Below are 21,129 nucleotides of genomic sequence, written 5' to 3'. Positions count from 1 at the left end.
TTACTGCTTGTTGTTGTCTTTCACTTCTTCGAACTCGGCGTCAACCACGTCATCGTGCTTGGCTTCCGGCTCGGCTTGCTGCTGGGCGCCGCCCTGAGGCTGTTCAGCCGACTGCTCGGCGTACATCTTCTGAGCAACTGGTGCGGAGACCTTGGACAGCTCTTCGACCTTGGCGTCGATGGCAGCTTTGTCGTCGCCTTTGACAGCGGCTTCCAGAGCAACCACGGCAGCTTCGATCGCGGTTTTTTCTTCCGCGGTCACTTTGTCACCGGCATCGGCGACCATTTTGCGAGTCGAGTGGACCAGCGCGTCACCCTGGTTACGGGCAGCGGCCAGCTCTTCGAACTTGCGGTCTTCCTCGGCGTTGGCCTCGGCGTCACGCACCATGCGCTCGATCTCTTCGTCGGACAGACCGGAGTTGGCCTTGATCACGATCGACTGAGTCTTGCCGGTAGCCTTGTCTTTCGCGCCGACGTGCAGGATGCCGTTGGCGTCGATGTCGAAGGTCACTTCGATCTGTGGCACGCCACGTGGTGCTGGTGGAATGTCGGCCAGGTCGAATTTACCCAGCGACTTGTTCTGACCAGCCTGCTTACGCTCACCTTGCAGCACGTGAATGGTCACGGCGTTCTGGTTGTCGTCGGCAGTCGAGAACACCTGCGACTTTTTGGTCGGGATGGTGGTGTTCTTCTCGATCAGCGCAGTCATCACGCCGCCCATGGTTTCGATACCCAGGGTCAGCGGGCTGACGTCCAGCAGCAGTACGTCTTTGACGTCGCCGGCCAGTACCGCGCCCTGGATAGCAGCGCCCATGGCAACGGCTTCGTCCGGGTTGACGTCTTTACGTGCTTCTTTACCGAAGAAATCGGTAACCAGCTTCTGTACCAGCGGCATACGGGTCTGGCCGCCGACCAGGATCACGTCGTTGATCGCGCCAACGTCGATACCGGCGTCTTTCAGAGCGATGCGGCAAGGCTCGATGGTGCGCTGCACCAGGTCTTCAACCAGCGATTCCAGCTTGGCGCGGGAGATCTTCACGTTCAAGTGCTTAGGACCGGTCGCATCTGCAGTGATGTACGGCAGGTTGACGTCGGTCTGCTGGCTCGAGGACAGCTCGATCTTGGCTTTTTCAGCGGCTTCTTTCAGGCGCTGCATCGCCAGCGGGTCACCTTTGAGGTTCATGCCGCTTTCTTTCTTGAACTCGTCGACGAGGTAGTCGATCAAGCGAATGTCGAAGTCTTCACCACCGAGGAAGGTGTCACCGTTGGTGGCCAGTACTTCGAACTGGTGCTCGCCGTCGACTTCGGCAATTTCGATAACCGAAACGTCGAAGGTACCGCCGCCCAGGTCATAAACGATCACGGTGTGATCGCCCTTGGCCTTGTCCATACCGTAAGCCAGCGCAGCTGCGGTTGGTTCGTTGATGATACGTTTTACGTCCAGACCTGCGATGCGGCCGGCGTCTTTGGTGGCCTGACGCTGGCTGTCGTTGAAGTAGGCCGGTACGGTGATGACCGCTTCGGTAACTGGCTCGCCCAGGTAGTCTTCGGCGGTTTTCTTCATCTTTTTCAAGATTTCAGCCGAGATTTGTGGCGGTGCCATTTTCTGGCCGTTTACTTCAACCCAGGCGTCGTTGTTGTCAGCCTTGACGATCTTGTACGGGACCATCTGAATGTCTTTCTGCACGACTTCTTCGTCGAAGCGGCGACCGATCAGACGCTTTACCGCGTACAGGGTGTTGTGCGGGTTGGTGACTGCCTGGCGCTTGGCCGACTGACCGACGAGGATTTCGCCGTCGTTGGCGTAAGCGATGATCGAAGGGGTAGTACGCGCGCCTTCGGCGTTCTCGATAACCTTGACGTTACCGTTTTCCAGGATGGAGACGCACGAGTTGGTGGTCCCCAGGTCGATACCGATGATTTTGCCCATGTTAACTCTCCCGAAACTGAATTAGCTGGCAGCGGCTACATTGGCCAACTGCGGTAATACTTGAATGCTTGACACTAAGATGGGGTCACCCAAACAGATTTCAAGCCTGTTCGTTGATCGAAGGTTGCGCTGCCGCAGGCGCCTTGCTGACCACCACCATGGCGGGGCGCAGCAGACGGCCGTTGAGCATGTAGCCCTTCTGGAACACCTTGAGCACGCTGTTCGGCTCGACATCGGCGCTCTCTTGCATGGCCATCGCCTGGTGATGTTCGGCGTTGAACGGTTCACCGTGCGGGTCAATGGCTTCGAGGTTGTAGCGCTTAAGGGTGTCGCTGAACATCTTCAGGGTGAGCTCGATACCATCGCGCATTGGCTTGATGGTTTCGTCGTCGGCGCTGGACAGTTCCAGGCCGCGCTCGAGGCTGTCGATTACCGGCAGCAGGTCGCTGGCAAACTTCTCCAGGGCGAACTTGTGCGCTTTCTCGACATCCTGTTCGGCACGACGACGCACGTTCTGCAGGTCGGCAACGGCGCGCAGGGATTGATCCTTGGCCGCGGCCAGCTGCTCCTCGAGCACCTGAACACGGGTACCGAGATCCTCAGAACCTGCTTCTTCGGTGTTTGGGGTGTTTTCGTCCAGCTGTTCGTCAGCCATTGGGTATCTCCTCCGCAATTTCTGTTGTGCGAGCCTTGCTCGCTCCGTTGACGGCTATATGGGGTCGGAAAAATCAGCTTCAAGGGCTGAGGCGGTTTTCCATGAGCGCGAAAGCAATCTACCAATGGATATTGTCAGGCAGGCAAAAAGCACTGTATAAATATCCAGACCTGACCTTTCGGGAGCCGCCCTCATGCTGGTGCACCTGTCCATCCACAACTACGCCATCGTCGAACACCTGGACCTCGAGCTGTCTCGCGGCATGAGTGTGATTACCGGTGAAACCGGCGCGGGCAAATCGATCATGCTCGACGCCCTCGGCCTGGCCCTGGGCGATCGCGCCGACAGCGGCGTGGTCCGCCCCGGCGCCGACAAGGCCGACATCCTCGCCACCTTCGACCTGGTCGACATTCCCGAGGCCAGCGTCTGGCTCAAGGAGCGCGACCTCGATGGCGAAGGCCTGTGCATCCTGCGCCGGGTGATCACCGCCGAAGGCCGCAGCCGTGGCTATATAAATGGCACGCCCTGCCCGCTCGGCGACCTCAAGGCCCTCGGCGAACTGTTGATCGACATCCACAGCCAGCATGAGCACCAGTCGCTACTGAAAACCGACACTCACCGCCGCCTGGTCGACGAATACGCCGGTGCCAGCGACCTCTCCCGTCAGGTGCAACTGGCAGCACAGCGCTGGCGGCAGACCCGCCAGGAGCTGGAGCGGCTGTCCAACTCCGGCGACGAACAACGCGCCCGGCAACAGCTGCTGAGCTATCAGCTGGAAGAACTGGACAACCTCGCCCTCGGCGAAAACGAGCTGGAGCAACTGGAGCAGGAGCACAAGAGCCTGACCAACGCCGAAGCCCTGTTCGGCATCTGCCGCCAGGTCATCGATCAATGCAGCGAGAGCGACTCGGGCAATGTGCTCAATGCCCTGACCGCCAGCCTCAACCGCCTCAGCGCGGTGACCGGCGGGCCGAAGGCGCTGGACGAAGCGGCGACCATGATTGCCAGTGCGCAGATCCAGGTCGAAGAAGCGGTCGGCGAGCTCAATCGCTTCCTCGACAACTTCGACGCCGACCCGATGCGCCTGCAAGCGCTGGAAGAGCGCCTCGATACTATTTATACGCTGGCGCGCAAACACCGCGTGCACCCGACCGAACTGCCGCACCTGCAACAGCGTTTGATGGAAGAGCTTGAAGGCCTCAACGCCAGTGACGAGTCACTTGAGCGCCTGGGTGAAGAGCTGGCCGCCTATGCCCAGCACTATCAAACCAAGGCCCAGGAACTCAGCGCCCTGCGCAAACAGGCGGCTGCGCAACTGGCCACAGCAGTCGAGCAGGAAGTGCAGCGCCTCGGTATGCCGGGTGGGCGTTTCTGTATCGAGCTGAACCCGTTTGAAAGTGCCGAGCCTTCGCCGCATGGCCTGGAGCAGATCGAACTGCTGGTCAGTGCCAACCCAGGGCAGCCGCTTAAAGGTTTGGCCAAGGTAGCCTCCGGTGGTGAGCTGTCGCGGATCAGCCTGGCGATTCAGGTGATCACTGCGCAGACCTCGCGGATTCCGACTTTGGTGTTCGACGAAGTGGACGTCGGTATCGGCGGGCCCACTGCGGAAATTGTCGGCCAGTTGCTGCGCCGACTTGGCGAACGCGGGCAAGTGCTGACCGTGACCCACCTGCCGCAGGTGGCGGCGCAAGGGCATCATCATTTGTTTGTGCACAAGGTGCGTGACAGCGAAACCACGCACACGGCGGTGGCCAGTCTCGGCAAGCGTGAGCGGGTTGAGGAAGTGGCGCGGATGTTGGGCGGGATCGACCTGACCAAAGAATCGCTGGCGCATGCGCGCAAGATGGTCGTTACCAGCAAATAAGTGATTGGGGCCGCTGCGCGACCCTTTCGCGACACAAGGCCGCTCCTACAGATGACCGCGTGCTTTCTGTAGGAGCGGCCTTGTGTCGCGAAAGGGCCGCAAAGCGGCCCCAAAAACACAACTGGCGGGCACGACCTCGAAAGATCGCCCCGCCAGCCGTCAACGATCTAAATCGTTACCGCTTCTTACGCACATAAAGAACCAGATTATGGTCCACGAGCTCAAAGCCATGCTCGGCCACGATCTCTTTCTGGCGCTTTTCGATTTCCGAATCGAAGAACTCGATGACTTCGCTGGTCTCCACGTTGACCATATGGTCGTGGTGGCCGCCATCAGCCAGCTCAAACACCGCGTGGCCGCCGTCGAAGTTATGACGAACCACCAGGCCCGCTGCTTCGAACTGGGTCAAAACCCGGTAAACAGTGGCCAGACCGACGTCCTCGCCAGCCTCCATCAGCGCCTTGTAGACATCCTCGGCACTCATGTGTCGCTGCTCGGTAGAATCGAGCATCTGAAGGATCTTAACTCGAGGCAGTGTCACCTTGAGACCAGCTTTACGTAGTTCGCTATTTTCAACCATGGTCAGCTTTCTCGCCGATGCTGCTTCGCAGCTTCTCTTAATACGGGTATGATCGGGGTTTACGTTGTCCAGCCAAGATAGTGGAAGTCGCCCACCGATGCAAAAGTCCAAGCTCTTGCTAACCAGCCTCACCCTAGTGGGACTGCTCGCACTCGCCGGTTGCTCGTTTCCCGGGGTTTACAAAATCGACATCCAGCAGGGCAATGTCGTCACGCAGGACATGATAGACCAATTACGCCCGGGAATGACCCGTCGGCAAGTAAGGTTTATCATGGGCAACCCGCTGATTCAGGATACTTTCAACACCAACCGTTGGGATTATCTCTACAGCTTGCAGCCTGGTGGCGGTAAACGTCAGCAAGAGCGCATGAGCATCTTCTTCAATGAAGGTGATCAGCTGGTCAGTCTGTCCGGTGACTTCATGCCTGGCGTCAGCCGAGATCAAGAGATCCTCGGTGGCAGCGGTGATACTACCGTCAGCCCGGACGCTCAGCCTGGCCAACCCACCCAGCCAGAAGAAAAACCAGCTCGTCGCGGCTCGACCGAAGAATCGATCCAACGCGAAATCGACACCATCGAAGCCACACCGGTGCCGACCCCAGCTCCGCTGGATACCAATCCGCAGTAAGCAGATTGGCTCCAAGAAAAAGCCCGAACCTAGGTTCGGGCTTTTTTGTGCCTGCGCTTTGCCAAATCGTCAGCCGTTGAGCTGCTTGGCTCGCTGGCAGAAGGCATCAACCAGAGTATTCGCGGCCTGGTTGAACAGCGGCCCGAGGGTGGCGCGCACGATCGGCCCGGCATAATCAAACGACAGGTCGAGGCTGATCTTGCATGCCTTGTCACCCAGCGGCTTGAACACCCACACGCCGTGCAACTGGCTGAACGGGCCTTCTTCAAGGTTCATCTCGATCGACTGCCCCGGCACCAGCACATTGCGCGTAACAAAGTGCTGGCTAAGCCCGCCTTTGGCCACTTCCAGCTTGGCGCGCATGCTCGTCTCGCTGCTCTCGAGCACAGTCGAGGCCGAGCACCACGGCAGAAATTCTGGGTAGCTGGCGACGTCGTTGACAAGGTCATACAGCGCCTGGGCAGGGTACGGCAGCAGGGCAGAGCGTTGAATATGGGTAGTCATCCAGGCATCGATTCCAAGGCTGGGCGGCAGCACTTCGCAGCTCACCGAAAACAGGTTCTGTGGGTTACACAGTGTGTCCATTGTCCGGGATTCATCCGGCAGGCTCAAGCGCACCGAAAACCCCGTAGCCGACAACGCCATGACTGCCTATAATGCGGCCCCTATGGCTAAGCAAAAGAAACATCCGACCGGGACCATCGCGCAGAACAAGAAAGCGCGTCACGATTACTTCATCGAACACAAGTTCGAGGCCGGGCTGGTCCTGTCCGGTTGGGAAGTAAAAAGCCTGCGGGCCGGTAAGGCACACCTGACTGACAGCTACGTGCTGCTCAAGGACGGTGAAGCCTGGCTGTTCGGTTGCCACATTGCGCCGCTGACTGCCGCCAGCACCCACGTCATCGCTGACCCGATCCGCACCCGTAAACTGCTGCTGAACAAGCGCGAGCTTGAGCGCGTGCACGCTGCCGTGGCGCAGAAGGGCTACACCTGTGTGGCCTTGTCGCTGTACTGGAGCAAGCACCTGATCAAGTGCGAAATCGCCTTGGGCAAGGGCAAGAAGGAATTCGACAAGCGCGACACCGAGCGCGAACGCGATTCCAACCGCGAGATGCAGCGGGCTGTGCGCAACAAAGGCAAGGAAGACTGATTCCTCGTTGATTTGTGGTGCCTGCTTTTGGGGCTGCTTTGCAGCCCTTCGCGGGCAAGCCCGCTCCCACAGGGCACTAAGCTGCACTCAGATACCTGTGGGAGCGGGCTTGCCCGCGAAGGGCCGCAAAGCGGCCCCAGCAATTCCAAGCCGACCCCCATCACCGCCCACTCCGCCGCTCCGCCCGCGCCACCCGATGCGCCTCCTCCTGCGCCTCTTCGAGCACCTCCTGCACATACAGGATATGCCGGCTCGACACCTCCCGCGCCTCCTCAGCCCTACCCTCAACAATCGCCTGATACAGCTCGCGGTGCTGCCCAATCAACATATCCCGCGTCTCGCTACGCTGCTGATACATCCCGCCAATGTTGGTCACCACATTGCGCTTGAGCAAATCAAACAAGCCACGAATGGTGTGCAGCAACACCGCGTTATGGCTCGCCTCGGCAATCGCCAGATGGAACCGCGCATCCGCCGCGCCCTCCTCCGCCCGGCTCACCTCGGCCTTGCGTGAATAACAATCCTGCAGCTCATCGAACGCCGCCTTGAGCCGCTCACGGTCAGGTTCGGTCGCCCGCTGCGCCGCATAAAACGCACACGACGCCTCCAGCGTATGGCGAAACTCGAGCAAGTCCCGCTGCGCCTCCGGGCTGTGTTCAAGCAGCTGCAGCAGCGGGTCACTGAAGGTTGCCCCCAGCGACGCCGCCACATAATTGCCGCCACCCTGGCGACTCACCAGCAGCCCCTTGGCCACCAGCTTCTGGATCGCCTCGCGCAGCGATGGCCGCGACACGCCGAACTGCTCGGCCAGGGCGCGCTCGGCCGGCAGGCGCTGACCCGAGGTCAAGGTACCTTCAAGGATCATCCCTTCCAGGCGCTCGACAATGTCGTCGGACAGGCGCCGTTGGCGAACCTGATCAAAAACCATCACTTACTCTCCACAAACCCTCGCACACACAGCGAGGCCTACTATTTTGGCCTATCCAGGCTGCGCTCACACGTATCAGTTGCGTAATAAAAGCTGGGTATTCGTATGCCGCGCTGGCTTTGGTGCAAGCGAGCATCGCTGGGGGCGCTACGCACCCCTTTCGCGACACAAGGCCGCTCCTACAGTTGACCGCGCTGTCTTGGCGTTGCGCGGTCGGCGTAGGAGCGGCCTTGTGTCGCGAAAGGGCTGCAAAGCAGCCCTAGCACCCTCAAGACAAACGCAACGCCCAAAACACCCCAACCCCAAGCCGTTCATCGACATTCCACCAAAGTACAAGCCGAGACAAATTGACACAGGCCCAGCTGCGCTTTTAACCTAGCATCCGCACATTGTAAATTGGTCTTACCAATTACCCAGTGCCAGTGCTGACCAACAACAATTAGGGGCCAACCCATCATGCAAACCTGGCAACAAATCTATAGCCCATTGGGCAGTCTTGGCCTGTCCGCGCTGGCGGCAGTGATCCCGATCGTATTCTTCTTCCTCGCCCTGGCCGTATTCCGCCTCAAAGGCCATGTGGCCGGCAGCATCACCCTCGGCCTGTCGATCTTGGTCGCCATCTTTGCCTTCAACATGCCGGTCGACATGGCCCTGGCAGCTGCCGGTTATGGCTTCCTCTACGGCCTGTGGCCAATCGCCTGGATCATCGTTGCCGCGGTGTTCCTGTACAAACTGACGGTCAAGAGCGGCCAGTTCGAAGTGATCCGCAGCTCGGTGCTGTCGATCACCGACGACCAACGCCTGCAAGTGCTGCTGATCGGCTTCTGCTTCGGCGCCTTCCTTGAAGGTGCCGCCGGCTTCGGCGCACCCGTGGCAATCACTGCTGCCCTGCTGGTCGGCCTGGGCTTCAACCCCCTCTACGCCGCTGGCCTGTGCCTGATCGCCAACACCGCGCCAGTCGCCTTCGGCGCGCTCGGCATCCCGATCATCGTCGCCGGCCAGGTGACCGGCATCGACGCCTTCCACATCGGCGCCATGACCGGCCGCCAGCTGCCGCTGCTGTCGCTGTTCGTGCCGTTCTGGCTGGTGTTCATGATGGACGGCCTGCGCGGCGTCAAGGAAACCTGGCCTGCCGCCCTGGTCGCCGGCCTGAGCTTCGCCGTGACCCAGTACTTCACCTCCAACTACATTGGCCCAGAACTGCCCGACATCACCTCGGCGCTGGCCAGCCTGATCTCGCTGACCCTGTTCCTCAAAGTCTGGCAGCCAAAACGCTCGATGGCCGTGGCCCAGGGCAGCGTCGGCGCCGCCGTGGTGCAGTCCAGCGGCAGCCAGCCAACCCCGTACAGCTTCGGTGAAATCTTCAAGGCCTGGTCGCCGTTCCTGATCCTCACTGTGCTGGTAACGATCTGGACCCTCAAGCCATTCAAGGCCGCGTTCGCCCCCGGCGGCGCGATGTACAACTTCGTCTTCAACTTCGCCATCCCGCACCTCGACCAGCTGGTAATCAAGACCGCGCCGATCGTTGCAGCCCCAACCGCCATGCCAGCGGTGTTCAAGCTCGACCCAATCTCCGCCACCGGCACCGCGATCTTCCTCTCGGCACTGATCTCGATGTGGGTCCTGAAGATCAACTTCAAAACTGGTATTACCACTTTCAAAGAAGTGCTGTGGGAGCTGCGCTGGCCAATCCTGTCGATCGGCATGGTGCTGGCGTTCGCCTTCGTCACCAACTACTCCGGCATGTCCTCGACCATGGCCCTGGTATTGGCCGGCACTGGCGCGGCGTTCCCGTTCTTCTCGCCGTTCCTCGGTTGGCTGGGCGTGTTCCTGACCGGCTCGGACACCTCGTCCAATGCCCTGTTCAGCTCGCTGCAAGCCACCACCGCGCACCAGATCGGCGTCAGCGACACCCTGCTGGTAGCGGCCAACACCAGCGGCGGCGTGACCGGCAAGATGATCTCGCCACAATCGATCGCCGTGGCCTGCGCCGCGACCGGCCTGGTTGGCAAGGAATCGGACCTGTTCCGCTTCACCGTCAAGCACAGCCTGTTCTTCGCCACCATCGTCGGCGTGATCACCCTGGTGCAAGCCTACTGGCTCACCGGCATGCTGGTTCACCACTAAAGTGACAGGGGCCGGGCGCACTCGACTGCGCCCGGCAGCCACCCCTCACCACCTTTGCAGCGAGCATCCATGATCATTTCTGCCTCCACCGATTACCGCGTCGCGGCCCAGCGCAAGCTGCCACCGTTCCTGTTCCACTACGCCGACGGTGGCGCCTACGCCGAATACACCCTGCGCCGCAACGTCGACGACCTGGCCAGCATTGCCCTGCGCCAACGCGTGCTCAACAACATGTCCGAACTCAACCTGCAGACGCAGCTGTTCGGCGAAACCCTGAGCATGCCGGTCGCCCTCGCCCCGGTCGGCCTGACCGGCATGTACGCCCGCCGCGGCGAAGTTCAGGCCGCCCGCGCCGCCGCCGCGCACGGCATCCCCTTCACCATGTCGACCGTCTCGGTATGCCCGATCGAAGAAGTCGCCCCGGCGATCGACCGGCCGATGTGGTTCCAGCTGTATGTATTGAAAGACCGCGGCTTCATGCGCAACGCCCTCGAGCGCGCCAAGGCCGCCGGCGTTAAAACCCTGATCTTCACCGTCGACATGCCCGTCCCCGGCGCGCGCTACCGCGATGCCCACTCCGGCATGAGCGGCGCCAACGGCCCGATGCGCCGCGTGCTGCAAGCCATGACCCACCCACAGTGGGCCTGGGACGTCGGCGTGATGGGCCGCCCGCACGACCTGGGCAACATCTCCACCTACCGCGGCAACCCCACCGGCCTGGCCGACTATATAGGCTGGCTGGGCAACAACTTCGACCCGTCGATCTCGTGGAAGGACCTCGAGTGGATCCGCGAATTCTGGGACGGCCCGATGATCATCAAAGGCATCCTCGACCCGGACGACGCCCGTGATGCGGTCAAGTTCGGCGCCGACGGCATCGTCGTCTCCAACCACGGCGGCCGCCAGCTCGACGGCGTACTCTCCAGCGCGCGCGCCCTGCCGGCGATTGCCGATGCGGTCAAAGGCGACATCAAGATCCTCGCCGACTCCGGCATCCGCAGCGGCCTCGACGTGGTGCGCATGATCGCCCTCGGCGCCGACAGCGTGCTGATCGGCCGCGCCTTCCTCTGGGCGCTGGCCACCCACGGCGAAGCCGGGGTGAAAAACCTGCTGGCCCTGTTCGAAAAAGAAATGCGCGTAGCCATGGTGCTGACCGGCGCCAAGTCGATCAGCGAAATCAGCCGCGACTCGCTGGTCCGCGAACTGGGCGCCTGACGCGCCCTACCCCACACAGCCTGATTGCCCGGGGCACGTTGCGCCACAGATGCGACGGCCCCGCGAGGAGATTGCATGAGCCTGCCTGCCGCGTTCCTCAGAGATGCCGAGCGCCTGATCCCCGCCAACCGCCGCTTCAGCGACCCGACCTCGACCCTGGCCTTTGGCACCGACGCCAGCTTTTACCGGCTGATCCCCCAGCTGGTAGTGCGCGTCGAATCAGAAGACGAAGTGGTCGGCCTGCTGCAACTGGCCCAGCGCGAACGCGTGCCGGTGACCTTCCGCGCCGCCGGCACCAGCCTGTCTGGCCAGGCCCTCAGCGACTCGGTGTTGATCGTGCTCGGCGACAGCTGGAACGGCAAGGAAATCCGCCGCCAGGGCGAGCAGATCCGCCTGCAACCCGGCGTCATCGGCGCCCAGGCCAACGCCTGGCTGGCCCCGTTCGGGCGCAAGATCGGCCCCGACCCGGCCTCGATCAACGCCTGCAAGATCGGCGGCATCGTCGCCAACAACGCCAGCGGCATGTGCTGCGGCACCGCGCAAAACACCTACCACACCCTCGCCGGCCTGCGCCTGGTGCTGGCCGACGGCACCCGCCTCGACAGTGAAGACCCCGCCAGCGTCGCCGCCTTCGAGCAAAGCCACGCTACATTGCTAGCCGAGCTGGCCCGACTCGGCAAGGAGACCCGCGCCGACTCTGAACTGGCTGCGCGAATTCGCCACAAGTACCGCCTGAAAAACACCACCGGCCTGTCGCTCAATGCCCTGATCGACTACGACCAGCCGCTCGACATTCTCCAACACCTGCTGGTCGGCTCCGAAGGCACCCTCGGCTTTATCAGCGCCGTGACCTACGACACCGTGCTTGACCACCCGCACAAAGCCTCGGCGCTGATCGTCTTCCCCACCGTAGAAAGCTGCTGCAAGGCCGTGACCGTGCTCAAGAGCCAGCCGGTGTCCGCCGTCGAACTGCTCGACCGCCGCAGCCTGCGCTCCGTGCAGAGCAAACCCGGCATGCCGGTGTGGGTCCGCGCCCTGTCCGACAACGCCTGCGCCCTGCTGATCGAGTCCCGCGCCGCCAGCCAGACGCTGCTGCACGAGCAACTCGGGCTGATCATGGCGTCGATTGCCGAGTTCCCGCTGGAGCAGAAGGTCGACTTCAGCGAAGACCCGACCGTGTACAACCTGCTGTGGAAAATCCGCAAAGACACCTTCCCCGCCGTCGGCGCCGTGCGTCAGACCGGGACTACAGTGATCATCGAAGACGTCACCTTCCCGGTTGAAGTCCTGGCCGAAGGCGTCAACCGCCTGATCCAGCTGTTCGACAAACACGGCTACGCCGAGGCGATCATTTTCGGCCACGCTCTGGAAGGCAACCTGCACTTCGTCTTCACCCAAGGCTTCAACAACGCCGCCGAAGTCGCCCGCTACCAGGCCTTCATGGACGACGTCGCGCAACTGGTCGCCGTCGAATTCGGCGGCTCGCTCAAGGCCGAGCACGGCACCGGCCGCAACATGGCGCCCTTCGTAGAGCTGGAATGGGGCAAAGACGCCTACCAACTGATGTGGCAACTCAAGCGCCTGCTCGACCCCAACGGCATCCTCAACCCCGACGTGGTGCTCAGCGAAGATCCGGACATCCACCTGAAAAACCTCAAACCGCTGCCCGCCGCCGATGAAATCGTCGACAAGTGCATCGAGTGCGGTTTCTGCGAACCGGTGTGCCCGTCCAAAGGCCTGACCCTCAGCCCCCGCCAGCGCATCGTCATGTGGCGCGACATCCAGGCGAAAAAGCGCGCCGGCGAAGACGTGCGCGAGCTGCTGCGCGACTTCCAGTACCAGGGCATCGACACCTGCGCCGCCACCGGCCTGTGCGCCCAGCGCTGCCCGGTCGGCATCAACACCGGCGAGCTGGTGAAAAAGCTGCGTGGCCAAGCCGCCGACCACGGCAAAACCGCCGACTGGCTGGCCGAACACTTCCAGGCCACCCTGCGCGGCGCCCGCTTCACCCTCGCCGCCGCCAACGGCGCCCGCAAACTGCTCGGCGCACCCCGCCTCGCACGTCTCAGCGCCTCATTAAGTAAAGCCAGCAACGGCCGCCTGCCGCAGTGGACCAGCGCCATGCCGCAGCCGCTGCGCGCCATCGACTTCGGCCCGGCCAGCAACGACGCCCGCCCCCGCGTGGTGTACCTCGCTGCCTGCGTGTCGCGGGTGATGGGCCCGGCCTACGCCGACCGCGAACAAAGCTCGCTGCTGGACAAAACCCAACGCCTGCTGGAAAAAGCCGGTTACCAGGTGGTATTCCCGGAAAACGCCGACAGCCTCTGCTGCGGCCAGCCATTTGCGTCAAAAGGTTACGCCGAGCAGGCCGAACACAAACGCCAGGAGCTGATCAACGCCCTGCTGTTGGCCAGCCGCGGCGGCATCGATCCGGTGTACTGCGACACCAGCCCGTGCACCTTGCGCCTGGTGCAGGACCTGGGCGAAACCCGCCTCGACCTGTACGACCCGGTGCGCTTCATTCGCACCTTCCTGGTCGACCGGCTGGAGTTCACCCCGCAGGAAGAGCCGGTGGCCGTGCACGTCACCTGCAGCACCCAGCACCTCGGTGAAAGCCAGGCGCTGATTGACCTGGCGCGGCGTTGCAGCAAGCAGGTGGTGATCCCCGAGGGGATTCATTGCTGTGGGTTTGCCGGCGACAAGGGCTTTACCACGCCGGAGCTGAACAACCATGCGCTGCGCAGTTTGAAGGATGCGGTGCAGTACTGCAGCGAGGGGATTTCGACCAGCCGTACGTGTGAAATCGGGCTGTCGAGCAATAGCGGGATCGACTATCACGGGTTGGTTTATCTGGTGGATCGGGTGACTCGGGCGCGGGTGATCTGAATTTGGGTTTGGCGGTGTCCGGTTGCGGGTTTCCGTAGGACATTTCCGAACCTGAAACCAAATGCTTCTGGATTGGGGTCTTGGGAATTATCCTACGGGCGCTGACGCCGTTTCGCTGTTGTTGATCTTGGCCATCAGGGCTAATTTCCTCGGGTCGCCATTTTCAGGCGACAAGGGTGTGAGAGCCCGGGATGGTCGGTAGCACTGCAATGGCAGCCGCAATGCGGGCAGGCTTCGGTCTGGCCGGATTTTACCGATCTTTGCCGGTCTCTCACCCCGCATTCGGCTGCCACCCAATTCTGTGAGAGGAATCTACTTGGCAGCTCCTGATGACCTAGATCGGTAAGGTGCCATGAAAAAATTAGTTCCAGATCCGCCCCGCTTCAAAATGCTCAACAACCCCTTCTTCTCGCTTCACAACGACCTGCCCACGCCCGACGCGCTCGCTCATTCCAGCGAACTGCTACGCGGTGTAATCGAGACCATCGACGAGCACTGCCGCCATCACGCCGGCGAGCCCGGCCTGAACATGCTCAACAACGCCGCCCACGCCGCCGAAACCGCCCGCGCCCTGGTCGAACACGTCATGCGCCGCGCCACCGTTGAAGAAGGAGCGCCGCAATGACCCACGACCTCGACAGCTGGACCACCGTCGGCACCGAAACCTGCCACGACCTCTACCGCATCAAGCCCGGCGTGCACGTCGAGCGCGCCTTCCAGGAACTGTCCGCGCTACTGAGCATGGTCCGCCACCTCACCCAGCACGCCGACAAAAACGACGACCCCGTCGCCCTCGAAGCCGCCCGCTACCTGAGCGCTCTAGCCCGCGCCCTCGGCACCGACATCGAAAGTGGCAAAGCCCTACGCGACGCGATCCAATAACGACAGCCATGTCAGCAGGCCAGCATTTGCATTGAACCCTCGCGGAAACCGCGCAGTCCATCTTTACAGGCCCGCCTTCCAGAGGCCTTCCAGAAGGAGACACCCATGAAAGGTACTGCGCTTTCCGCTCTCTTCGCGGCTGCCACACTGCTGGCCTCGCCAGCGTTTGCTGCCGACGACCTCTGCGCGATCAACCTGCAGAAAATCGACGACAGCATGGCCACCGCCGGCGCCACCTCCGAAGGCCTCGACAAAACCCTGACCGAGCACGTCGACAAAGCCAAGGCCGCCCAGGCCAGCGGCGACACCAAAGAATGCATCACCATCACCAGCAAAGTGCTCCAGCGCCTTGAAAAAACCGACAAAGGCAGCGGCACCGCTGGCGGCAGCGGGACCTAAGCAGCAGGCAGCAAACGGACGACGGCACCCGCAGTCGACGTCGTCCGCATAAAGGCGTATACTCCGCCTTGCGTGCTGAAAAGCACGCTCAGCTCTAGAGCTGAGTTGGGGCCGATTAGGATTCGACGCCGGTCGCGAAACTCTAGGTGCATGCCGAGTTGGTAACAGAACTCGTAAATCCACTGTTGCAACTTTCTATAGTTGCCAATGACGAAAACTACGAGGGTTACGCTCTCGCTGCGTAAGCAGCTGAGCCCGCTCTCCTGGTAGCTTCGGCTCCAGCAATCACTAGGGGATGCCTGTAAACCCGAAGTGATTGTCATACAGAACAGGATCGTCGTGTAGCACGTTGGGGGCAAAGCGACTAAAACTTACCCAACTCGTCCAAAGCACCCTGCCACTCGGGCGGCTGCGGATTAACTTAGTTGAGATGGCTACGCATGTAGTACCGACAGCGGAGTACTGGCGGACGGGGGTTCAAATCCCCCCGGCTCCACCAAAATTCCAACGAAAGAAGACGCCCTAGGGCGTCTTTTTTTGTGGGTGGGGTTTGGCGAAACCAACACATCGAGCGCTTTCGATTGCAGCAGATGCCGTTGAGCTCCTGCCTTATCTCCATGCGAAATTTTGTACTCATGCATGCAAAAAATCTCGACTCAAGCGATGATGAGGCAAAACGCCACCAACTATAAGGATATACCCCTTGGAAGCCTCGTCCACCACTCGCAGCATGTTGGCCAACAACCGCATCGTGGTGCCCGCATACCAACGCGCTTACGCCTGGGACACGCCAGCCGACGGTTCGAGCCGCGCCAGTCAGACGCAGGTTTTCCTTTCTGACCTAGAAGCCTATCGCAACAGTAATTCCCGCAGCCCTTATTACTTCGGCCATTTCTTGTTTGAGCAGACGCACGGAGAGTACAGGGTCATTGACGGCCAGCAGCGCCTGACCACGATCACGCTGTTTCTGGCGGCCTTGTTCGCTTGCCTGCAAGCAAAGCGCGCACTGACCGAAGATGAGCAGGACAGCTATAAAGACATGATCAAACGGGAAAGTCAGATCCGCTTCAAGACGGTTGCTTACGACAACCAGACCTTCGTTGACTATGTGATCAATCAGACGAGAACGGCCGCCCCTGCTTCGCTGACCACATCCGCCCAACGACTCATCAATGCATTCGACTTCTTCAAAAAGAAGCTGAGCGCTCAGTCTGAAGCCTATTTGACCGACATGCTGCGGATTGTTTCCCATGCCTCGTGCAGTACGCACCCGGTGCGAGACGAGGCTGAAGCCATCCAGATGTTCATCTTCCAGAACAACCGCGGCAAGCGCCCGTCCAACCTGGAGGTGGTGAAGGCGCAATTCATGTATGCCATTCATCTTCATGGCGAAGACCAGCAAGCGAAAGACAGCCTGATCGAAGAAATTCAGAATCGCTTCGAGACCATCTACAAATCGATCTCGAAGATTGAATACCGGATCAATGAAGACGACGTGCTGCAGTACACCCTGCGCGTTCATTTTAATTCGCTGTGGGAAACCGGTGCGCTGGACCGGATTGACAAGATGCTTACCGCAGAGGCGCCTCTTGAGTTCGTGAAGGACTTCACCAATTCATTGGCTATCAGCTTCGAGCATTTATCAGTTTTCTTCGGCGATGACGAGAGAAAGAGTTTTGCGATCCACTCACTGGTGACTTTGGGCGGGATCGCGACCGTATTGCCATTTATTCTCAAAGCTTATCGGTTTGGCCTGGCTTTATTAGAAATAAACCATCTTTGTATAGCCTTTGAGAGTCTGATGATTCGACATCGCTTGATTGGCACCCGCGCGGAGATCAATTCCCGCATCAACAATGCTTACGAGGCATTTACTAGCGACGCGCCGTCGATAGCTCCGATTCTTGGACTCATCGACTACCTCAAAACTACAAAAGAATGGTGGTGGGCCTATTGGAACAACGAAAAGTTGGCAGCGGCGCTAGAGATTTCGATCAGTCACCCAACCGCCAAGCACCTGTTATGGAAATACGAGGTGCACCTAGAAGGACTGGGTCAACGCGGCTACAAGCCGCAGCGCTACAGCGAGATAAAGCTTCCTGAGCTGGAACATATTGCTCCTTGCACCGAGCCATCAGTCCGCCCACATGGTTACGGTACCTACGACGAAACCTTCAAAAGCGAATATCTCAACTGCCTAGGCAATTACCTGCTGGTGTCGAAATCACACAATTGTGCAATGGGAAACTTCCCGTTCTCACATAAACTGGCAACCTATCAGCACAATGCTCAACAGCGGGAAATAGAGAAATTTGCCAGCATGGGCAGTATCTGGGATCAAGACGCTATTCAAGTCCGTCACGATAAAATCGTCGCCGCGCTGATGACAGTACTTTAATTTGATTGTGCTCCAGCCATGGTCAAAAACTACAGCGTTCTTACGCCTAGAAGCGCCATGACGCCTTACAAGTTCGAAAAATGACAAATGCCGCCTACCGATTTTCCTTGTACGCCATCCATAAGCCCCACCTGCCCTACAGTGGGTTAACGGTTTACGTTCATGGAGCGCTTACGCTACTGCCAGTGCGCAGATCTACAGTTTGGTCGAGACCACCAAGCTCAACGGCCAAGAACCCTCTACGTGGCTGCGCCACGTACTGAACGGTTGCCGCATGCGCAGTCTGTGGCGGACTACGAAACACTGCTGCCGTGGAACTGTTCGCCAGAGATGCCACAGTAAGCCGCTGTCCAAGTGTTTGGTAGGTGGATTTATGGATCGCATTCAGTGATGACGCAAGGTCCGCATGGATCATAGTTGGACAACCCAGCTATTGCGTTGTCCGTAAAATATGATTACCCAGAAGACCGCTTTTCCGCCCTATTGACAGATAGAATTAGATATCTATTGCGTCCTTGAGCTATCCGATCGACTGAACAGAGTTGGCAAGCCGCTTTTCCTGGCCGAACTGCGTCGTATAGAATCGTTGCTCAATTCCATAAATCAAAAGTTTTAGAGAGTCGTCATCGGAAATTTCGAAACTGCTAGAAATCTTGTCATATTTAACTTTATCACCGCAATAACCATCAATGTAGGCCAACATGCCAACTTTGTCCTGAGGCGGTAGCGCAGCAAGCGTCGCCATGGCTAGGGCAATCCTTTTTCTATTCGGCTTGGAAACGCTGTCTGCGCTGAAATTATTTGCTAGAGCGATAAATTTATTCTCTAGAAATTTTTCCACCTCTGCTTGTGTTGCCTCGCGATACAGCTCATCAATTTCTGGAAAAATACTAGATATAGTGGCAAGATTTCGGAAAACTAAGGTATCAGATTTCTTTACATAAATTGCATCAGGAATGTCGTTCACGACGAGCCTATTTTCACCGTCCTCAACGACAGCCACATCTCCAAAAGTAATCATTTTTCGCCTTAAAAACAGCGAAGGTGTGACTTTTTGAAAAAAGAAATCATCGCCTTGCACGCTGCAAATATAGGCAATATCTGAAAAACGATTTTTCTCAAGGTCATTATAATCTTTTGAGTCAAAAGGTTTTATCAGGAATGGCAAGCAGTATTTTTGCTCCGAGAATTTTTCTATTTTAAACCAAGAATCCTCATCTAGATTATGATCAGGCATATACAGTACGCACGCAGCGAGCTTGGGAACCACTCCATTAAATAGTTTCTTATCTGAAAGCAATTTAAAAACCGGATTAGCCCTCAGCTTTTTAACTTTAACCAAAACGCAGTCCATCTTACCTCTCCCTTTCAATGAACGTATAGTCGTTGATCCTGCGCGCCGACTGAATCACCACATCCACCGGCAACTTATATCTTTTCCCGCTAATAAGGAATATCGAAGCACCACCTCGGGTAGTGACATTATAAAACTCAAAGCCATACAGCAAAAAAAGCGGATTAAAGTACAGCGCCTGAGACCTAAATGTAAAAACAAACAGCATCCCATACACCACAATCAGCGTATCCCAGTTACCCACACTTAACGCAACAAAAAAGTAACCTAAATAACTTGGCAAAAAACTGTTGTTCGCATGAGAAATCTCTACAATGTCACCAGAGCAAAAGCTATCTTTACCCAATTTAGAGCTTAACTTAATACTCAGCCATGTCAGCATAACAGGCACAGCAATATAAATCAGATAGGAGACGAATGGACTTATATCTTTCATCCACGTCAGGCTTGGAAATAGACAATAGAGCGTATACGACTTCTGTACTAAAAAAACAATCAACAGCAATGACGTAGCGCTGATAGTCAGAAGAAGGCGAAATAGAAAATTTAGGTTCATCGTGACCATTCCATGGCTTATCCGGAAGACTATACACATCCAGCGCAAAAAAGTGATAGCTAAATGCCATAACCTATGTTTTTTTTCTGAGACCATCCACTCTACAAGCTATAACGTAAGGGATCCACCATCCCCACAGTCCAAGCGCCTGTGGATCAGGATACGTTAGGCGGTGTACGAATCCCGAGAAACCCAATCGGCGCCAGTCGGAAGCTGAAATTCTGTAGAGTTTTCGGCCATCTACAGAAAGGAATTCTGTTATAGCAAAGCGTACGAACTCTTGGATGAGGCCTAGAATGGTCGCCGATCTCTTTACTGAAACCCATGGTCGGAGGCGGCCCCGCCTGAGCGACTGCCTGATGTTCGATGGCGTGCTCTGGGTACACTGCTCGGGCGCCGCGTGGCGAGATACTGCGGAACGCTTCCGCCCATAGTCTAAGTTGTATCAACGGTTGGGGGTTTGCGAAACCATGGCGCATTCGATGGCCTGAAAGATCATTCCGACGCCAGCAGGTATTACTATCGACTGACAGCGTCATTGATCTTGAAGCGCAGGGGTGCCATCAAGTGCTTTAAGTATGTTAGCGGGGTCTAAATCAGCATTAGCTGCCGGAATTTTTGTAATTATAACGTTACAATTCACTCCTCAGCGAAATAATCGCTATCCAACTGCTTTACCTCATACACCTGCTTAATGCTCACACCCAGGTTGTTCTCCACCATCAAGCGCGAAAGCTCAACACCGTCGATCAGGACAACTTTGATATCCAGCCCCAGCGCTGCCATGCGGGCACCATCGGAGAACTCCGAGGTGGTGATAAACACCCCCTTACGAGCCCGCTGGCGTGTCAAAGCCCCAATAAACTTGTCGATTTCCGGTCGGTGCACAGTGTTAGTCCAGCGCTTAGCCTGCAGATAAATCACGTCGAGGCCGAGCTTGTCTTCCTTGATGATCCCGTCGATACCATCATCATTGGTCGCCTGGGTTGCTTTGCCGGCCTCCTTGCGCGAGCCGCCGTAGCCCATGGCGATCATAAGATCGACCACCAACTGCTCAAAAAAGCTGGGTGTAGCCGCCCGAACTTGCACTAACAGCTCATCTGCCAGTGACTGCACCAATGCTTGGTGCGCCTCTGCCAACTGCTCGTCAGGCGTAGTTTCGGCAACAGCAGCATCTAGCAAGGCGGGCACTTCAAGCTCTTGCGGTTTGGCGGTATGGAAGTCAGCGAACTCAGGGAACTGCTTCAACCAACTAACCGTGATGCGCTCCGGGCCATCGGCCAAAGTAGTGAGGCCGCGCGGCGTAATCTGCACCATCCCCTTGGTTGGAATACACAACAGCCCCGCCTTATTCAGATAGGTACGTGCCCAGCCCACGCGGTTGTTGATAACTGTCTGGTGGCCAGAGGGCAGCCGCTCCTTGCGCTCCTCCTCGGTCAGTTGAAACCGCTCGGCCACCTGCTCGCGCACCTCATTGAGAGGCATCGGCATACCATTTTGCACAGTGGCCAGCACAGGCCGCATCACGCTTTGAAAATCAGGAATTGCCATCGTTGCATCCTATCCTTACACGCGGTG

Annotated in this window: 18 protein-coding genes, 1 other RNA gene and 1 pseudogene; 12 read left to right on the top strand and 8 right to left on the bottom strand. The window is 58.4% G+C overall.

What is annotated here, in order from left to right:
* Both dnaK and grpE read right to left on the bottom strand, forming a co-directional pair.
* Nucleotides 1–1,929 carry a molecular chaperone DnaK gene (gene dnaK / locus AC58X1_RS22920; protein ID WP_101322169.1) on the bottom strand — a complete coding sequence of 643 codons (1,929 nt, stop codon included), beginning with the start codon at nucleotides 1,927–1,929 and terminating at the stop codon, nucleotides 1–3.
* A gap of 100 nt (nucleotides 1,930–2,029) precedes the next feature.
* Nucleotides 2,030–2,584: a nucleotide exchange factor GrpE gene (grpE, locus tag AC58X1_RS22915; protein WP_103438610.1), complete on the bottom strand. Its 555-nt coding sequence runs from the start codon at nucleotides 2,582–2,584 to the stop codon at nucleotides 2,030–2,032.
* A gap of 193 nt (nucleotides 2,585–2,777) precedes the next feature.
* On the opposite strand from grpE, the gene recN reads away from it, so the two are divergent.
* The gene (recN, locus tag AC58X1_RS22910; RefSeq protein WP_220632555.1) at nucleotides 2,778–4,448 is read left to right on the top strand and encodes a DNA repair protein RecN; all 1,671 of its coding nucleotides are present in this window, start codon (nucleotides 2,778–2,780) and stop codon (nucleotides 4,446–4,448) included.
* Between the two features lie 175 nt (nucleotides 4,449–4,623).
* On the opposite strand, the gene fur is transcribed toward recN, so the two are convergent.
* Nucleotides 4,624–5,028, bottom strand: coding sequence for a ferric iron uptake transcriptional regulator (gene fur, locus AC58X1_RS22905; protein ID WP_101322172.1), 405 nt, complete (start codon nucleotides 5,026–5,028; stop codon nucleotides 4,624–4,626).
* A gap of 97 nt (nucleotides 5,029–5,125) precedes the next feature.
* Between fur and AC58X1_RS22900 the strand changes: the two genes are divergently transcribed.
* Nucleotides 5,126–5,656: an outer membrane protein assembly factor BamE gene (locus AC58X1_RS22900; RefSeq protein ID WP_101322173.1), complete on the top strand. Its 531-nt coding sequence runs from the start codon at nucleotides 5,126–5,128 to the stop codon at nucleotides 5,654–5,656.
* 69 nt (nucleotides 5,657–5,725) lie between these two features.
* Here the strand turns inward: AC58X1_RS22900 and AC58X1_RS22895 are convergent, their stop codons facing one another.
* Entirely contained in the window at nucleotides 5,726–6,160 is a 435-nt protein-coding gene (locus AC58X1_RS22895) for a type II toxin-antitoxin system RatA family toxin (protein WP_101323113.1), read from the bottom strand.
* A gap of 163 nt (nucleotides 6,161–6,323) precedes the next feature.
* Between AC58X1_RS22895 and smpB the strand changes: the two genes are divergently transcribed.
* Nucleotides 6,324–6,806, top strand: a complete 483-nt coding sequence (gene smpB / locus AC58X1_RS22890; RefSeq protein WP_101322174.1) for an SsrA-binding protein SmpB — start codon at nucleotides 6,324–6,326, stop codon at nucleotides 6,804–6,806.
* A gap of 160 nt (nucleotides 6,807–6,966) precedes the next feature.
* Here smpB and AC58X1_RS22885 read toward each other — a convergent pair whose 3' ends face one another.
* Entirely contained in the window at nucleotides 6,967–7,734 is a 768-nt protein-coding gene (locus AC58X1_RS22885; protein WP_188036683.1) for an FCD domain-containing protein, read from the bottom strand.
* 456 nt (nucleotides 7,735–8,190) lie between these two features.
* On the opposite strand from AC58X1_RS22885, the gene AC58X1_RS22880 reads away from it, so the two are divergent.
* The 9 genes and pseudogenes from AC58X1_RS22880 to AC58X1_RS22840 all read left to right on the top strand — a co-directional run.
* Complete coding sequence (locus AC58X1_RS22880) at nucleotides 8,191–9,861, top strand: lactate permease LctP family transporter (RefSeq protein WP_150571223.1); 1,671 nt, start codon at nucleotides 8,191–8,193, stop codon at nucleotides 9,859–9,861.
* Nucleotides 9,862–9,930: 69 nt separating this feature from the next.
* Entirely contained in the window at nucleotides 9,931–11,076 is a 1,146-nt protein-coding gene (gene lldD, locus AC58X1_RS22875) for an FMN-dependent L-lactate dehydrogenase LldD (protein WP_101322177.1), read from the top strand.
* Between the two features lie 75 nt (nucleotides 11,077–11,151).
* On the top strand, nucleotides 11,152–13,962 hold the full coding sequence (locus tag AC58X1_RS22870) for an FAD-binding and (Fe-S)-binding domain-containing protein (protein WP_497429515.1): 2,811 nt from the start codon (nucleotides 11,152–11,154) through the stop codon (nucleotides 13,960–13,962).
* 352 nt (nucleotides 13,963–14,314) lie between these two features.
* The gene (locus tag AC58X1_RS22865) at nucleotides 14,315–14,587 is read left to right on the top strand and encodes a hypothetical protein (protein ID WP_312388469.1); all 273 of its coding nucleotides are present in this window, start codon (nucleotides 14,315–14,317) and stop codon (nucleotides 14,585–14,587) included.
* Nucleotides 14,584–14,844: a DUF3077 domain-containing protein gene (locus AC58X1_RS22860; protein ID WP_497429514.1), complete on the top strand. Its 261-nt coding sequence runs from the start codon at nucleotides 14,584–14,586 to the stop codon at nucleotides 14,842–14,844. The genes AC58X1_RS22865 and AC58X1_RS22860 overlap by 4 nt, the downstream gene beginning before the upstream one ends.
* Before the next feature lie 105 nt (nucleotides 14,845–14,949).
* Nucleotides 14,950–15,243, top strand: a complete 294-nt coding sequence (locus AC58X1_RS22855; RefSeq protein WP_101322181.1) for a PA2433 domain-containing protein — start codon at nucleotides 14,950–14,952, stop codon at nucleotides 15,241–15,243.
* Between the two features lie 107 nt (nucleotides 15,244–15,350).
* Nucleotides 15,351–15,742: a transfer-messenger RNA gene (gene ssrA, locus AC58X1_RS22850) on the top strand.
* A gap of 204 nt (nucleotides 15,743–15,946) precedes the next feature.
* Entirely contained in the window at nucleotides 15,947–17,641 is a 1,695-nt protein-coding gene (locus AC58X1_RS22845; protein ID WP_497429513.1) for a GmrSD restriction endonuclease domain-containing protein, read from the top strand.
* A gap of 175 nt (nucleotides 17,642–17,816) precedes the next feature.
* Nucleotides 17,817–17,983: pseudogene (locus AC58X1_RS22840) on the top strand (transposase domain-containing protein); the annotation flags it as partial.
* A gap of 178 nt (nucleotides 17,984–18,161) precedes the next feature.
* On the opposite strand, the gene AC58X1_RS22835 reads toward AC58X1_RS22840, so the two are convergent.
* The 3 genes from AC58X1_RS22835 to AC58X1_RS22825 all read right to left on the bottom strand — a co-directional run bounded on the left by AC58X1_RS22835 (nucleotide 18,162) and on the right by AC58X1_RS22825 (nucleotide 21,102).
* Nucleotides 18,162–18,995, bottom strand: a complete 834-nt coding sequence (locus AC58X1_RS22835) for an ATP F0F1 synthase synthase (RefSeq protein ID WP_497429512.1) — start codon at nucleotides 18,993–18,995, stop codon at nucleotides 18,162–18,164.
* A gap of 1 nt (nucleotide 18,996) precedes the next feature.
* Entirely contained in the window at nucleotides 18,997–19,551 is a 555-nt protein-coding gene (locus AC58X1_RS22830) for a KwaA family protein (RefSeq protein WP_497429511.1), read from the bottom strand.
* A gap of 639 nt (nucleotides 19,552–20,190) precedes the next feature.
* Complete coding sequence (locus AC58X1_RS22825; RefSeq protein WP_497429510.1) at nucleotides 20,191–21,102, bottom strand: restriction endonuclease; 912 nt, start codon at nucleotides 21,100–21,102, stop codon at nucleotides 20,191–20,193.
* Between the last annotated feature and the right edge of the window lie 27 nt (nucleotides 21,103–21,129).

Source organism: Pseudomonas sp. PGPR N4 (assembly GCF_059693665.1).
Note: the sequence above shows the minus strand (reverse complement) of the source record. Positions and strands in the feature narration are given on the sequence as shown.